Source organism: Paenibacillus agaridevorans, from assembly GCF_003112455.1.
Lineage (GTDB): Bacteria > Bacillota > Bacilli > Paenibacillales > Paenibacillaceae > Pristimantibacillus > Pristimantibacillus agaridevorans.
This window is the reverse complement of sequence record NZ_BDQX01000334.1, coordinates 1-15506: the sequence shown is the minus strand read 5'-3', so window position 1 is coordinate 15506 and position 15506 is coordinate 1. Positions and strand designations below refer to the sequence as shown.

The window sequence follows — 15506 nt, the reverse complement described above, 5'->3', positions numbered from 1 at the left end:
GCGGTGCGAGCCAGTCGTCGTAACGGGAGAGCGCCCCGTACATGAGCGGCAGGTAGTCGTCCGCGACTCGCCCCTTATGGAGAGCGTAATAGTTCCATGCGCTTCTCGCAGGCGGGGTCACAAGCTGTATTTGCTTGAATACCGCTCCCGCCTCCGTTATTTTGTACGGCAGCAGACCGTCCTCGCGCTGCAGCTCCGCGAACTGCCTGTACGTCGCCTCTGTCACGGCAGGCATGAACCGCGCGCACAGCTCGGCGTTGATCGTGCCCGTGCTCTCCAGCCAGCATCCGTAATAGACGCCGCCCTCCTGAAGAATCGGCTGCCCTTCTCCATTCGGCTTGACGCAATCCAGCAGCCTGCGCACCGCTTCGTAATAAGCGTTCTCCAGCAGCGGCGAGGAGGCCGAGAACTTGACGCCCGTATCGACGAAGTATCCCAGCGTCACCTTGTCTTCAGATGTGTTAAGCTTGCCGACCCGTTCCGCTGCATCCAGATCGGCGAAGGCAGCCCGGAAGGAAGCAAGCTCTGTCTCATCTATGTTTGTTGTCATGACTACCTTCCTCTCCAATAACTGTCGAAACCTCGCAAAGGGCCGTCTCCAGACACGCATAAATAAACGGAGCAACCCCCTTGGCGTCATCGGCAACGACAGGCTCGCTTATATAGTAGGTGTAGGAGCCGTCCCGGTAAGGCTCTCCTCCAAGCCCCGCCACGCGGTTGACGCCGCTCACATGGACGTTCCCGTCGCCATCGACGGATGCCGCGTGCCTCAGCAAGCCGTGGAAGCCGCGCTCGACGGCCTCCTCGTAGCGCCGGCTCAAATATCCACGGTTCAGCGCCTTGCGAGCCGCATACAGAACCATCGCCGAGCCGGAGCTCTCCACGTAATTGCCGGTTCGCCCGGCCTGGCCAAGCACCTGATGCCAAAGTCCGCTCGGCGGGTCCTGCACCTTGGCCATCGCCGCGAACAGCCGCTCGTACGTGCCGATCAGTTGTCCGCGCAGCCGATGCTCTTCGGGCATGTAATCGAGCGTATCCACGACCGCCATGCCGTACCAGCCGATCGCGCGCAACCACGGATGGGGCGACCTTCCATGCTCCGGATGCGCCCATTCCTGCTCCCGGCTCTCGTCGTAGGCGTGATGCAGCAAGCCCGTTCTCGGGTCGCGCGTGCGCCGCTCGGCAATCAACAGTTGCCGTGCGACGTCGTCCAGCAGCTCGGGGCGATTAAGCAGGCGGGACAGCTCGGCCAGAAACGGCCCTGCCATATACAGCCCGTCCAGCCATAGCTGGTACGGATAAATCTTCTTGTGCCAGAAGCTGCCCTCGTCGGTTCGCGGCTGCCCCTCCAGCTGGCGCAGCAATACAAGCGCGGCCTTTAGATAACGTTCCGAGTCCGTCGCGCGGTACAAGAACAGCAGCACCTTGCCCTGATTGACCTGATCGAGGTTGTAGTCCTCCAGCGTATAGCTGCGAATGCGCCCCTCCTCATCCACGAAAAGGTCGATATTGCTTCGGATATAGTTCAAATACGCCTCCGAGCCCGTTACCTCGTAGAGCCGCGCCATCGCGAGCAGCAGACAGCCGCTCTCGTAATTCCAGCAGTCGCTCAAATGAGGATGCATGGACAGCGTCGGATACTGCCTCATGATCGAATCTGCCGTGCGGACGGCCCAATCTCTTGCGGACAATTTATTCGCCTCCTTTAACAACCTCTTTAAGCCTTAACCGAGCCCAGCAGCGCGCCTTTGGCAAAGTGCTTCTGCAGGAACGGATACACCACGAGCACGGGCAGCGTCGCGACGACGATGACCGCCATCTTGACCGCCTGGGACGGCGGCGGCGCGTCGGTATATACCGCGTTGTCGTAGCTTAACCCGCTCGCCAGCACGATAATTTGACGCAGCAGCACCTGCACCGGCCATTTGCCGGCATCGCTCAAGTAGAGGACGGCGTGCATGTACGTATTCCAGTACGTTACCGCGTAGAACAACGAGATCGTCGCAATCGCCGGCAACGAGCAAGGGATAATAATCCGGAACAGGATGCCGACATCGTTGCTGCCGTCGATCTTCGCCGATTCCTCTAAGGCGTCCGGCAGCCCCTGGAAAAACGTCTTGAGAATAATCATATTAAACACATTAATAGAAACGGGAACAATTAAAGAAAGATAAGAGTCCAGCAGTCCCGTCTCTTTGACGACCAGAAACGTCGGGATCATCCCGCCGTTAAACAGCATCGTAAACACGAACAAAAACATGATGCCGTTGCGTCCCATCAAATCTTTGCGCGACAGCCCGTAGGCCGTCAATACGGAGATCAACATGCTCCAAAGCGTGCCTGCCGCCGTCACTCCAAGAGATACCAGCATGGCCTTCGGCAACGTGCTGGTTGAAAAGATGTACCGGTACGCATCCAGCGTAAATTCCGTCGGCACCAGCAAAAATTTCTTCGAAGCGATCTCTCCCGCCGTCGCGAAGGAACTGCCGAATACGTGAACGAAGGGCAGCACGGTCGCGAGCCCGATCAGGCCCAGCAGCACCATATTAACTCCGTTAAACAATCGGCCGCTCCAAGTTTTGTCGCCAACCATATGATTTCCTCCTCCCGGTTCCATCACAGCTTCTAGTAGATGCCGTCCTCGCCGTATTTCTTGGCCAGCTTGTTCGCCCCGATGACCAGGACAAGTCCCACGAAGCCCTTAAAGAAGCCGACTGCCGTCGAATAACTGAGCTGGCCTTGCTGAATGCCGGATACGTACACATACGTATCGAATATTTCCGCAACATGCCGGTTGGCGGAATTGAGCAGCAAATATACATGCTCGAAACCCAGCTCCAGCACATCGCCTATTTTCAGAATGAGCAGCACGACGATCACGCTCCGAATCGCCGGCAAGGTGATGCTTATCATTTGTCGGATGCGGCCCGCTCCGTCCATCTTGGCCGCTTCGTACAGCTGCGGATCCACCGCCGCGATCGCCGCGAGGAATATAATCGTGCCCCAGCCCGCTTCGCGCCAAATCACTTGAAGAATGTACATCGGACGGAACCACTCCGCCTGAAGCAGGAAATTGATTTTTTGGAACCCTAGCATCTCCAGCACGCTGTTGACGATGCCTCCGTCCACGGTAAAGATGACAAAGCTGATCGAAACTACGATGACCCACGACATGAAGTGAGGCAAATAAACCAGCGTCTGAATAGTCCGTTTGTAGCCCTCTGATCTCAGCTCGTTCAGCATAAGGGCCAGGATAATCGGAATCGGGAAATATATAACGAGCTGCAAAGCGAACAAAATAATCGTGTTGGAGAAAATCATCCAAAAATCCGGAGACTGAAACAATCGTTCGAAATGCTCGAAGCCGACCCATTCGCTTCCCATAATGCCTTGATAAGGCTTGTAGTTCTGGAACGAAATAATAAGGCCGTACATCGGAATGTATTTGTAGATGATAATGTAGAGCAAGCCGGGCAAAATCATCAGGTACAGCCATTTGTTTTTCATTAGGCTTCGCATAAAGCGGCCTCTCCCGCCCGATGGCGCCGTCAGCTGGTTGTTCATCTCTTCCGCCCTCCCAATGCCGCTAGTGTCGCCGTAATGCGTTAATTCCGCACAACAAATACCCGTGTTATCCGTCAGGAAAACATGGTTTAAATATAGCGATTGATGAATCGGTTTGCCGCAGGCCGCTCCGGGCGGAGCAGCCGCGGCAAACCGTTAGTGCGAGTTCAAAACTGTTAGTGTGTTTTCTTACTTGCTCTGTTCGTACGCGGCGTTAAATTCTTCGATCATTTGAGCGCCGCCCTCCGACTTCCAGCGCTCCACTTCCTTGTCGAAGCCAGCCTCGTCCAGCGAACCCAGCATATAGTTGTATGTGGCGTCCGTAATGATCTGCGCGAGACGGTCCTTATGCTTCGTAAACGTGTCGGAGTCCAGCGTAAGCGTCGGGTCTGACACGACATACGAATCGTTGTCCGCGAACAGGTCCTGCGCCTTCTGCATCGGCGCATAATCGTAGCTTCCCTCCAGACGTCCGTTCGTCGCCGGATCGCCTACTTCGATCGTATTATAAGGTTTGACGTCGCGATCGATCTTGGCCTGGTCGGATACCGGCACCGCTTTGCCGCCTGTGACGGTATAATGTTCCCCTTCGATTCCCCAATACAGCAGATTGGCGATTTCCGGACTCATCAGGCCGTCCATAAACGCAAGCACCTGCTTGAGCTCTTCCTCGGATTTGATGGCCGATTTCGGGAACAGATACGGGTGGTTGAAGCCCGGTCCGGAAAATACGGTAAACTCGCCGCTTGATCCCTTCACCTGATTATGAACGTCCAGCTTGGCGTCCGGCTGCACCTGCGACAAGCCCGTATACAGCTGCTGCACGTCGCACATGCATCCAATGTACACGCCGGCTTTGCCGTTGCTGATCATATTCTGCTGATCGGTTTTGCTCGTTACCGGAAAGTCCGAATTGATGTAGCCGTTCTCCCTAAGCTTCTTGAAGAAGTTCATCGTTTCCTTGTACGAAGGGAACAGGAAGGCTGGCGCCAACTTCCCTTCAAGCAACCCCCATTCGTTCGGGGTTCCATTCCACGAAGCGACTGTCTTGAAGGCGCCCGAAGCGAGATCGCCTCGATCGGCCAGACCCAGCGTATCCTTTTGACCGTTGCCGTCGGGATCCTCGTTCGTAAACTTTTCGATCATGGCATACAATTCGTCCAGCGTCTGCGGCGCGGACAGTCCAAGCTTCTCCGCCCAATCCTGACGGTAGATCATGCCCTGACGGGAGAGCGGACGTCCTTGATACAGCGCGTACAGGTTGCCGTCCACCTTCGTATTGTTCAATACTTCCGGCTTCAGCTTCTTCAGGTTCTCATATTGATCGATGTAAGACGCAATATCCCAGAACTGCCCGTCCCGGATCGCCTCTCTGTTCGCGCCCGTGATGGTGATGTTGACGATGTCCGTCAGGCTGCCTGTCGCGGACGCCGCATTCATCCGGTCCTGGAAGGTCGATGCCGGAATCCACTGAATGTCCAGATCGACGTTCAGCTTCTCTTCAATGAGCTGCTCGATCTTCGGATCCGGCGTCTCTGCCATATGCAGCGGCGTCATAATGGATATTTTGGCCGGCGCGGCCTTTCCTTCCGTACCTCCTGTTCCCGCGTTGTTGCTTCCCCCCGTTGAATCGTTGCCATTACTGTTGCCGCATGCGCTGGCAAGCAGCGTCAGCGTCATAAACATGCCGATTGCAGCTCTCCGCTTCACGCTTCTTCAACTCCTCGATCTGTAGTGGTTGTTGCTCCGTCATCGTAAGCTGCCGAGAGGCATATCGCCTATACTCATATCGCCAGTTCCCTTGCCGCGCAAGGGATTGCGGGGTTTTCCAATGAAATGATTATGCAGGATATGGCGCCTCCCGTTTACTTGCCTCCGTATTGCGAGCGATACTGCCCCGGAGTCATCTCCTCCTGCTTGCGGAAGGCCCGGATAAAGTTATGGGAATTGTTGTACTTCAGCCGTTCGGCGATATCCTTGACGGTCATATCGGTCTCCGTCAGCCACTGCTTGGCGATCTGCAGCCGGTAGCCCGCCAGATACTCGCTGAACGTGTGGCCGGTCTCCTTCTTGAAGACGCTGCTGAGATAGCTTGCATTATAATGCAGTCGCGCGGCACAATCCTCCAATGTGAACTCGGATTCATAATGATTCCGGATCAAATCGATAATGCGCTCCGACAGCTTCTGATCCTGCGAGCTGCGACGCTCGCCGAATTGACGGAGCATCGGAAGCACCAGCTTCTCCTTGAACCACTCCTCGATCTCCTCGCTGACATGCAGCGCCAGAACTTCCTCGTATAACGACATCCGGTATGCGCCGCTTTTGCCGAGCGTGATTCCCTCTTCCTGGGCAAGCAGCAGAATGCGGTTGAGCAGCCGAACCAGCGACAACTGGTAGTGATCCGGCAGCTCGATCTGGTGGATGGCATCCGACATCCAGCCGCGCAGCAGCGTCAGCGCTTCCTCCTGCTCCGCGAGCTTGATCGCCTGCACCAAATCGTGTTCCGTCCGGACCGGATACTCCGCAATGATCGAGGACTTGCCCGCGTTAAGGCTGCCATACGGCACGATAATCCCTTTGCCGAGCCGAATTCGGTAGGTCAGCGCCTCCAGCGCTTCTTCGTAGGCGCGCGCGGCATGCTTCATATCAAAGAAGATGCCGCTGATGCCAATGCTGGCGGACAACCCGAGATAACGGGCGATCAGATCTTTCAGCTTCTCCGTCAGCCGGTAGACATGCTCGTCTGCCGCTTCGCGTCCTCCGCCCTCGTAGCCGTTGACCACAACGACGGAACGGTCCATCAGCAAGACGGGAAGACGCTGCTCCTTCGGCACGACCTCCTCCGTCATGTTGGACACGGCAAATAGCAGCAGCTCCAGATCTTTGGATTCGTAATGCGTATTCTCCAGCGTGTCGACCTGTATGGCAAGGACCGCCATATGCTCCCAAGAGCGGCTCAGTCCGAAATGCTCCAGCTTTTCTCGAATTTCCGTCTCCTTAAGACTGCCGCTGAGCATCCGGTGCAAGAACAGCGCGCCGACCTGCTGCGCCTGGCTACGCATCTCGTTCTCCAGCTTGGAGTTGGAGTTGAACAACTGCTTGATATGATCCTCGATAACCTGGACCTCATTGCGCGACGAGGGTTCATTTCCCTCGCTCCCGCCTTCGATTGCGGTAACCAGACGGTTGAGCGGCCTGTACAGCTTGTTCGTAGATAACCAGACGATGCCGAAGCACAGCAGCAGGATGAACAGACTGACCGCCAGCGTAAACCAGCCGATCTGCCGCGATTCCGACGTCAATTGGTCGATGGATACGACAGACATATACGTCCAGCCGTTAAAGGCGGATTTCATATACGTCACCGTATAGGGGCGGCCGTCCAGCTCCGCATGCAATTGACCGGAAACGCCCTTCATCGCAAGCTCCGCCTGGGCAACGGGATGGCCGGAGAACGGCTGGCCGATCATCGTCCTGTCCTTGTGCAATATAATTTGACCGTCCTCGTTTACCACGAGGATTTCCTCTTGCCCCTCTCCGTCCGTAATAAGGCCCGTAATGCTGCACGCCGGGATATTCGCGATGGCCAGAGCGTATTTGTGAATCGTAATATGGGGCAATTGCTTAACCAAGCTAATCATATAGGGACAGCTTTGGCTCGAGATAGGATCCTTGTAGTCGCTTTTGGCCACAAGCTGCCATGAGGTATGCGGAGTCAAATCGAATTTCGCAAGGTACGTTTCTTCGTCGGGATGCTCGTTCAGCCGCTTGATGCCCGAGTTTTTGATCAGCCAGTTGCGCTGTTTGTTAACGATGATAACGTCCTCTACCTTCGTATCAAAAGACTGCAGGTGAGTAATCTCGCTCTTGAGATTGTTGTATAGCTGAAAGCTGGGCGCCTCCATTTCGCTGTACATCGCATCCTCCATAACGCGGGATTCCGAAAGGTTCGTCAGCGTATGCTCCACCGTTTTGAGCACTTGCTCGATGCTCGCGTTTAATTGGCTCAGGTATTGAACCTCGGCTTGGTTGACCCTCTCTTGTACTTGTTTGGAGGACTGGATATAGGCGAACAGCCCGATCGCGACGACGGGCAGAATACTGAGTACGCTTCCAAGAAGAATCATTTTTTTAAGCAAGCTTTTTTTGCGCATGATGCCGGCAACCTTTCCGTTAACCATGATTACCTTTCATTATAATCGTCAATAGTGTTATTATCGAGCCCGTACGACAGCTCCCACAAATTAGAACAAGGAGTCCTCCCATTGCAAGCATACGTAGAAGTTATTTTTCGAACGATCGCCGCTTTTATCCTCCTCATGATCACGTCGAGAATTCTAGGCAAGCAGACGATATCCAATATGACCTTCCATGACTTCGTGAGCGGCATCACGCTGGGCGCCATTGCGGCGAATTTGGCGTTTAACGATAAGCTCAACCATTGGCTCATCGTCGTATCGCTTTTGATGTTCTTCGGCATCTCTTTCCTCGTGTCCAAGATCGCGCTCAAAAACCGGGCATGGAACCGGGTAGTATCCGGCACTCCGACCGTCGTGATCGAGAACGGCAAAATTCTCGAGGACAACATGCGAAAAATCCGCTACACGTTGGACTCTCTGGCCCAATCTTTGCGTGAAAAAGATATTTTCAATATGGAGGAGGTTGAGTACGCGTGCCTGGAGGATCACGGGAAGCTGTCCGTCAAGAAGAAAAGCGAGTATGAGTGGGTGACGCGCAAAGATCTGAAGCTGCATGTCGCGGCCGTCAAGTCGTTCCCCGTCGAGCTGATCATGGATGGCAAAATCATGGAAGACAATCTCGCTCAAAACGGGCTGACCGTCCAATGGCTGGAGCAGGTACTTCAGCAGCGCAACAAGTCTGTATCCGACGTGTTCTATGCCGTGAGAGGTACGCAACATCAGTTGTATTTTGACTACTATCGGGATCACATTAACAAACCTATCGATTAGCCCCGACTCCGGAACTACTATCATTTTTGAAATGTGACGGTCACACCTCGACTCTTACAGCTTCAAATCAGAGGCATTTCTCCCCTTTAAAGCTTCTAAGAGTCGCGTATGTCCGTTACAATCGCGGCTATCAAAAAACAGGCGGCTAAGGGTCGATAATGAGGCCGTCGATTCATTGTGTGAAAAACTGGAAATGAAGCTGCAATCAATCATCGCCAACGAGTTAACGGAATTGAGGGCCCTTATATGGATCGTTTGGCGTGATTTTAAAGTCTAACGGAACTCTTCGACGTTATTCGTGAGAAATCCAGGCAAATCGCGGACTTTTGCCCATTATAAGGGCTGTCAGTTCCATTAGATTTGCGAAATGCCGCTTTTTGCTGAAATAACGCCTTTCATTTCCGTTACAGTTGCTCCCGTTCATTTCTTACCTGACTCTTGCCCGCAATTTCACCTTTGCACAATGAATAGACAGCCTCGCCTGTCCGTTAGATTTGTTTAAGGTTAACAATCGGACAAATAACGTCGCTGGTGTCTGTTAGGATCATGACGGTATTGAATCAAGAACCTAATTTTTTGTAAATTCTTTTGACTCTTTTGAGTTGAGGAGCCGTTAAATATGGTTCTCTTGTTCGTAAAACATTCAAAAATTTCTCTTTATTCTCATCCGTTACTGCAACAAGCGTGCTTTCGGAATGCTGTGGAATTTCCTTCGTTCTGCAAGCTTCCAGGTGTTGGAGCAAGAACGGAAAAATCTCGTCATTGTTTTTCTTACTGACGGCTGCCAGCTTCGCAAGCGTTAGGACGCCCTTGTCAATTGTAATAACCGAGCCTGATTTCATTGCTTCTTTTATAGTGTTAAGATGAGCCATTATGGATTCCGAAGCTACCCCCGCAATCGTGGATAACGCTGTCATGCCGCCCCATACCAAACGGTTATCGCGGCTCTTCAGCAGCTCTACGAAAGTCGATGCATACTTGCTTATGAGTTCAGGCTTAACTTGCCCGATCTCGTACGCTACTTTAATGCAATCGTATTGAATCCTTTTGTCCTTGCTAGACAGGTTTTCGATTATTACTTCTATACCTGCATGATCTTTTTCGCTAGCTAACCTGTGGGCCAGTTCAATGTTCGGCTCCTCATCGTTTCGACTTAATTGAGAAGCTAATAGGCTCACGATTGAGATTGACATCATAATCCCTCATTTATTAATTTTTTTTGTACAATCATTATAGCAAGTAATCAGACATCAATGTGTAGACGGATCGCCTCCATGAACGGATTAAAAGAAAAATAAGCTGACGCCGGTAAAGTACCGACGCCAGCTTTCAGCCTAGGGCTAATGATAACACATCTTCTCTTACAAATCGCCTAAATCGCGGCCATAATCCTTCACATTCAATACCAGCACGGCAGCTTCCGCCCGTGTTACCGTGCCCAGCGGCGCAAATCGGCTGGCGCTGCGCCCGCGCATCACGCCTGCTTCGTATACTGCCGCCACATATCCGCTTGCCCATGCGGGAATTTGGCCCGCATCGCTAAAGGACAGCCCTTCTTTGTTTGCCGCCATTGGCAATTTCAGCGACTTGGCAGCGATCGCCGCCAGTTCGCTACGATTCGTCAGGCTCGCCGGTCGGAATGTGCCGTCCTCATAGCCGCGAATGATACCCGAAGCCACGGCTCCCGCTACAGCCAAGCGTGCCCATGACGGGATGGCCTCTGCATCAGCAAACCCCAACGCACCATTGACATCCTGCGCTTCCGCCTCCCAGCCCAGTGCTCGTGCAAGCATCGCAATCAGTTCCACTCGACTAATCTTGTTATCCGGGCGAAACACTCCGTTGCCATATCCTTTGACGATTCCAAGCGCTAGTGCCCGTTCGATGTTCGACTGCGCCCAATGCCCCTCAATATCGACCAGTTTCTCTAGCGGGTTACTCGGCTCCTGCCCACTTTCTGCGCCACCGTTACTCTCCGGTTCGCTGGCAGGTTCCTCTGACCCTTTAGATCCATTTGACTCATTGCTCCCCGAGTTTCCGTTATTGCCGTTATTGCCGGTATTGCCGTTATTTCCACCATTTTCGCTGTTAGCAGCCTTAAGCTTGATCGCCAAAGTTTCCCCTGCTTCGAGCGCTAAGACTAACTGATTGCCATTAACTGCAACAGCATCGCCAGATATCAGCTCCAACGCAGTATAGGCATTAGTTAGCCCCATGCTTGCAGGGTCAATCGTTATGATAGCTGACCCGGCCGACGCCGAATCATTTAGCACAGTAAGATAGGCTGTGTCTCCATGCCCATAACGTTCGAGATATACGTCTGCATTATTGCTGCTTGCATGGGTCACTGGCATCCAGCCTGCCTCTGCTACTTGCTTTATAATAGGAATATAGGTTTTGAACAATTCCCGATCTCGCTCATAAAATTGCGGTTGCCAGTATTGGAACCCGTAGTCAGAGTGTGACGCAACAAAGTTGCTTGGGAAAATACCGTAAAAGAGGCTGCGTTGCATATATTTTTCCATGTGGTTATAGCCAAACAACAAAGAATCCGTATTTTGCAACAATAGATATGGCTTTTGCCCGGATAATGTCCTGAACCTGCTCAGCATCTCGTCGTTATCCGGATTAAATGATCCGTCCCAGCCAAGCCAGTCTCTTTCAATTCCCGCCACATCAAGCCATGGCATATAGATGGAATATGTCAGCGGCGTACCATTAGCCATCGTGTAATTCCCATCGCTATGCATTCGATCGGCTATTCGAGTCACCAATTCCAGACTGGAAAATGCCCTGTGGATGGCCGGCCGACCTGTTAACTTGGAAAAAACAAGCGGTGTATTAGCATAGGGATAATGGGCACGATTATAATTTAATGTCTGAGGATAGCCGTCCAAGGTGTCCAAATACTCGCCATTTACGGCAGGAGTAGTTAGATAGCGCTCCTCAAGCTTCTCCTCGCTATAGTAATTCGTGTAGCCATTCGGTTCTCCCGGTAAGTCAGGATTGCCGTTAATCATCCATAACGCTCCCGTATTCCACGGCGTGATCAGCCACTGCAGGTACGGATCGCCTTGAGCATTCAGCATCGCAGCAGCCTGGGCCATTTGCGCCATTTCATCGCCTTGGCTTGCTGCACTGTCGCGCAAAGTGATTGCGGATTCCACCGTTTTGGGCTGGCTGGGGTCGATGCTTTGCCACCATGTCGAAGGCTCCGAGTAATGGAACACCAATATATCGTTGGCGTTGGCAAACGCAGTATCCGCTACGTCATCATCCCCTTCCTTAAACATAAAACCAAAATCCTCCCAATTGGGAATATTGCGTATCGAAGCAAAGGGCATCCAGATCCCTTGTTCCGGAACACGGACGTTATAAAATTCCGGGAATAGTTGGGTATATCTATCAAAAGCGCTTCGGAATCCCCACTCCGGATCAAACCGATGGATAACAAAGGCAAACTCCGCGCTGGATGGAAAATTAACCGTATCCGGGACAAGCCCGAATTCAAACGTAATCATCAATTGTTTTGTTCCGCCATTGTAATCAATTCGGTAGTGAGTTGGTTTATTGTAGTCAACACCAAGGGAAATTGCCTTGTTTTCCGTCTTTTGATAAATAGCCCCCATTGGATAAATGGACATCGGACCTGTTTCGAAATCAACCAGATGGCTATAGGTATAAACATCCCCTGCCTTGCCGACTTCAATTTCACGGCCATTGCGGACATAGTCCCCCCACTCCCAGCCTTCTGCGTCAATAGGCAGCGCAAAGGTCAACGTTACCGCGCGATCGTCCTCGCGTGTATCCGTCAACTTGCCGCTAACTTTAATACCGCCGGGAACTGCCGTAAAGTCAGCATCAATCGCCAGGCCAAGCTTCTCTACAACTCCGCTGTAATTATTGGCATCGTTGTTTGAAACTCGTGTAAACGCATACACATCCGATTTATCCATTTGGTCAGCTACCAGAAATCCGGATGGAATGCTGGCATCGGCGATTTCATCCCCCCCTAGCTTAAGAGAGGTAATTCCGTGCTCACCCAGCGACAGCTCCAATCCATCAGAGGAGGTAATCGTCGTATAAGTGCTTTGCTCCGGCATGGCCAGCGGCTGAACAAGGGCATCCTCAAATGCCGCAGCTTCCGTCGTTATATAATTGACTGAAAAATCATCAAACCATACTTTTCCAATATGTCCTCCACGGAAAAGCCCATATACGGAAATGGATTCAACCGGCTTGCGTGGATAAAAATAGTACGAGCTCTGCTGCCAATCATGTGTACCCGTTACAAAAGAAGCGGTTTGACCATACTGAGCCGTACCATCGGCAAATGTAATATCGAGCCAAAGCGCATAACCTTGATCAATATCTCCTTCCACATTCTGCGCCTTGCTCCAGCCGCTAATGACAATAAGACCGTTTGAAATCCCGCCGACCTGGACTGTCTGGGCAATGCCTGACGCATCTTCTCGAGAGGTATTTTCCACCATTACTCCCCTCGAACCGTTGCGGCCCCCCGTATCGACTATCGTATAACCGCTGCCAAAAGGCTCCCACTGTGCGATAGCATTCCCATCCAATTGTTCGAAACTACCGTTTTCATCCAATGCGATTCCTATCTCCGACGAATCAAGCCGTTCCATGGCTTTAACCGAGCCCGGGAGTTCCTGTACCTTTACGTCATCAAACCAAACCGTTCCGGATTTGTTGCGAAATAGCGCATATAATGCCACTTTTTTGACAGGCTTTTCCGGATTGATCACAAACTCGGTATATTCCCATCCATGTGTGCCAGTCTGAAAGCTTACTGCCTGCCCATACAACATACTATCGTCGGCATATGTGATGTCGACCCATAGCGAATAATGCTCGTTCGGAGTACCGCTTACCTGATCCGCTTTACTCCAGCCGCTTACTTTTAACGGTTGGACCTCGGTCCGATTAAGGTCTACAAACTGATACATGCCACATTCTGCAGTTTCAACCAGATTGGTGCAACTTGCCGAGTAGGTGCCCGAATGTGCATCTCCAGCTTGGATTTGGTAGCCGGCATACCAGTTGCTCCACCCTACAGCGGATGTACCCAGAGTCTCCTCAAAGTCCCCATTTTCCAATAAATTGCTTATATTTGTTGTTTCTTCTGTAACCGCTGCATAAGAGGATGCTGGAAAGCCAGGGACTAGCAGGCATACGATAAGTAACATACTAGAAAAGACCTTAATTTTATTCAGCACGGGTTAGCCCTCCTATAATCGTTTGTCGAACCTAGCGATTACTAATCTAGCATCGGTCTATCCAAATATAAGTAAGCACAGCTGGACCAGTTATCCTCACGCTCAAACAGCCCGAATGGCGGCAGCTTCTCCGGTTGCTCCAAATTAATTTCTTCGCCCTCGCTGGACGCAGCGTATACGGGATTTCCAAGCGATTTTAGCTCAAGCAAAGTCTCCGGTCCCCAGCAGCCGATCTGTTGAATTGTGACTTTAATGTCTTCATGAAAGTAAACAGGGTCAAGCACATGATATCTATAAAAGCTATAGCGCATGTTTTCTTTATCCGCTAACAGGCAGCCTTGGTATAAATGATTGGAGGTGCCTAGCTCCCAGCCTGTGCCGATGTAATCTTCTGCGCCCGTCCCGCATAGCGTGGGCAGATCTTGGTCGCCATCCAAATAAATCTTCACCTCTCCTTCCCCCCACCAGGATCTGCCGTAGCGGGCATGATCGGCAATGACTGAAAAGTGTGCGCCTAAATATCGGCCCCTGCCCGATATTGCCGGTAAAACTTCAAAGTCCTGGCGCAACGCCGTTTGATGTTGATGCCGGTATAACGCGTGAAAATAACAAACCTCCGGTCCATGGTCATCCCCAATGGTATAATCAATATCATAGTAGAGGTGATCCACATGCAAATTACTCTCGTTATGCAATTCTATTCGCATGCCGGTTCGAAACGGCATTGGTATATAGCTGGTCAAGCTTCTGCCTTCAGGGCTGGAAAAAAGGGCGGTTTGGTACGGGCCAAGCTCTCCTAGCCCCAGCCCGAATAAACTTCCAAGCGGAACATCTACCGCCGGTTCGGGCGCTCCGTCCCAGTAGATCGTTATTCTCAAACCCATTAACATAGCAGGCGATCGATCGCTTAAAGTCATCCAAATTCGACGTATTGTGCCGCTCGTTCCCGTTACTTCGCTTAATCGCAGCGTCTGACCACTATGCAACGTAAACCACGGAGAACCTTTTCTCCCTCCAGCGGCACGTCCTCCCGCTCCTTTATCCCCGTTCACATTTTCCGGGCTGGACCATCTTGTATGAAGCCCTGCTGGAACTTGATACCATAAATCAACTTGTGACACTTCTAATCCCTCCGTAATTAAAATTTTTAACTTGAACGCTTTATTCTTTTACGCTGCCAATTGTGATACCCTTAACAAAATATTTTTGCAGAAACGGATAGACCAGCATAATCGGCAGTGCACCAAGAAAAATTTGGGCTGTCCGCAACGTTTTTTCGCTTAAATTTTGCAAGGTAGAAATATCTTGTGCGGTTATCATTTTGAAATTAATTGATTTTACCAATGTGTACAGGTATGACTGCAGCGGATACTTTTCCGGTGAATTCATGTAAATAATTCCATCAAACCAGGAGTTCCAATGCCCGACGATCGTAAACAGGCCGATGGTTGCAATGGATGGCAGCGAGACTGGCAGATAGATTTTCCAGAGGATTGACCAATGCCCGGCGCCATCAATTAAGGCTGCCTCCTCCATTTCCTTTGGTATGCCGCGAAAGAAGTTCAACATTAATACTGCGCTCCATACATTAAGAGCTCCTGGAATAATTAACGCCCAGATTGTGTTGAGCAGCATCGTTTCTTTAACAATAATATAGGTCGGAATCACCCCCCCGCCAAAAAACATAGTAATGACAAAATACCAAACATACTTCGTTCGCCAGCCAAATTGC

The 15506-nt window shown here is 51.6% G+C and carries 10 protein-coding genes and 1 pseudogene; 1 reads left to right on the top strand and 10 read right to left on the bottom strand.

Features of this window, described 5'->3' with window-relative positions; translation table 11 throughout:
* The 6 genes and pseudogenes from PAT3040_RS39045 to PAT3040_RS26300 form a co-directional block, all read right to left on the bottom strand.
* A pseudogene (locus PAT3040_RS39045) lies at positions 1–550 on the bottom strand (hypothetical protein); the annotation flags it as partial.
* Positions 531–1691, bottom strand: coding sequence for a glycoside hydrolase family 88/105 protein (locus PAT3040_RS26320; RefSeq protein WP_258235164.1), 1161 nt, complete (start codon positions 1689–1691; stop codon positions 531–533). The gene PAT3040_RS26320 and the pseudogene PAT3040_RS39045, both read right to left, overlap by 20 nt.
* Before the next feature lie 26 nt (positions 1692–1717).
* Positions 1718–2593 carry a carbohydrate ABC transporter permease gene (locus PAT3040_RS26315; protein ID WP_108995019.1) on the bottom strand — a complete coding sequence of 292 codons (876 nt, stop codon included), beginning with the start codon at positions 2591–2593 and terminating at the stop codon, positions 1718–1720.
* A 32-nt stretch (positions 2594–2625) separates the two neighbouring features.
* Positions 2626–3564 carry an ABC transporter permease gene (locus PAT3040_RS26310; RefSeq protein WP_087572157.1) on the bottom strand — a complete coding sequence of 313 codons (939 nt, stop codon included), beginning with the start codon at positions 3562–3564 and terminating at the stop codon, positions 2626–2628.
* Between the two features lie 189 nt (positions 3565–3753).
* Complete coding sequence (locus tag PAT3040_RS26305) at positions 3754–5250, bottom strand: extracellular solute-binding protein (RefSeq protein WP_108995023.1); 1497 nt, start codon at positions 5248–5250, stop codon at positions 3754–3756.
* 179 nt (positions 5251–5429) lie between these two features.
* Positions 5430–7721, bottom strand: coding sequence for a helix-turn-helix domain-containing protein (locus tag PAT3040_RS26300; RefSeq protein ID WP_181376840.1), 2292 nt, complete (start codon positions 7719–7721; stop codon positions 5430–5432).
* A gap of 111 nt (positions 7722–7832) precedes the next feature.
* Between PAT3040_RS26300 and PAT3040_RS26295 the strand changes: the two genes are divergently transcribed.
* Positions 7833–8537 carry a DUF421 domain-containing protein gene (locus PAT3040_RS26295; protein WP_108995017.1) on the top strand — a complete coding sequence of 235 codons (705 nt, stop codon included), beginning with the start codon at positions 7833–7835 and terminating at the stop codon, positions 8535–8537.
* A 560-nt stretch (positions 8538–9097) separates the two neighbouring features.
* On the opposite strand, the gene PAT3040_RS26290 is transcribed toward PAT3040_RS26295, so the two are convergent.
* The 4 genes from PAT3040_RS26290 to PAT3040_RS26275 form a co-directional block, all read right to left on the bottom strand.
* Positions 9098–9733: a hypothetical protein gene (locus PAT3040_RS26290; RefSeq protein ID WP_108995016.1), complete on the bottom strand. Its 636-nt coding sequence runs from the start codon at positions 9731–9733 to the stop codon at positions 9098–9100.
* Positions 9734–9898: 165 nt separating this feature from the next.
* Positions 9899–13774 (bottom strand): S-layer homology domain-containing protein, encoded by a 3876-nt coding sequence (locus PAT3040_RS26285; RefSeq protein ID WP_108995015.1) that lies wholly within the window; start codon positions 13772–13774, stop codon positions 9899–9901.
* Between the two features lie 41 nt (positions 13775–13815).
* The gene (locus tag PAT3040_RS26280; RefSeq protein ID WP_108995014.1) at positions 13816–14895 is read right to left on the bottom strand and encodes a glycoside hydrolase family 172 protein; all 1080 of its coding nucleotides are present in this window, start codon (positions 14893–14895) and stop codon (positions 13816–13818) included.
* Positions 14896–14935: 40 nt separating this feature from the next.
* The coding region (locus PAT3040_RS26275; protein ID WP_146200563.1) for a carbohydrate ABC transporter permease at positions 14936–15506 on the bottom strand (571 nt) is incomplete at its 5' end.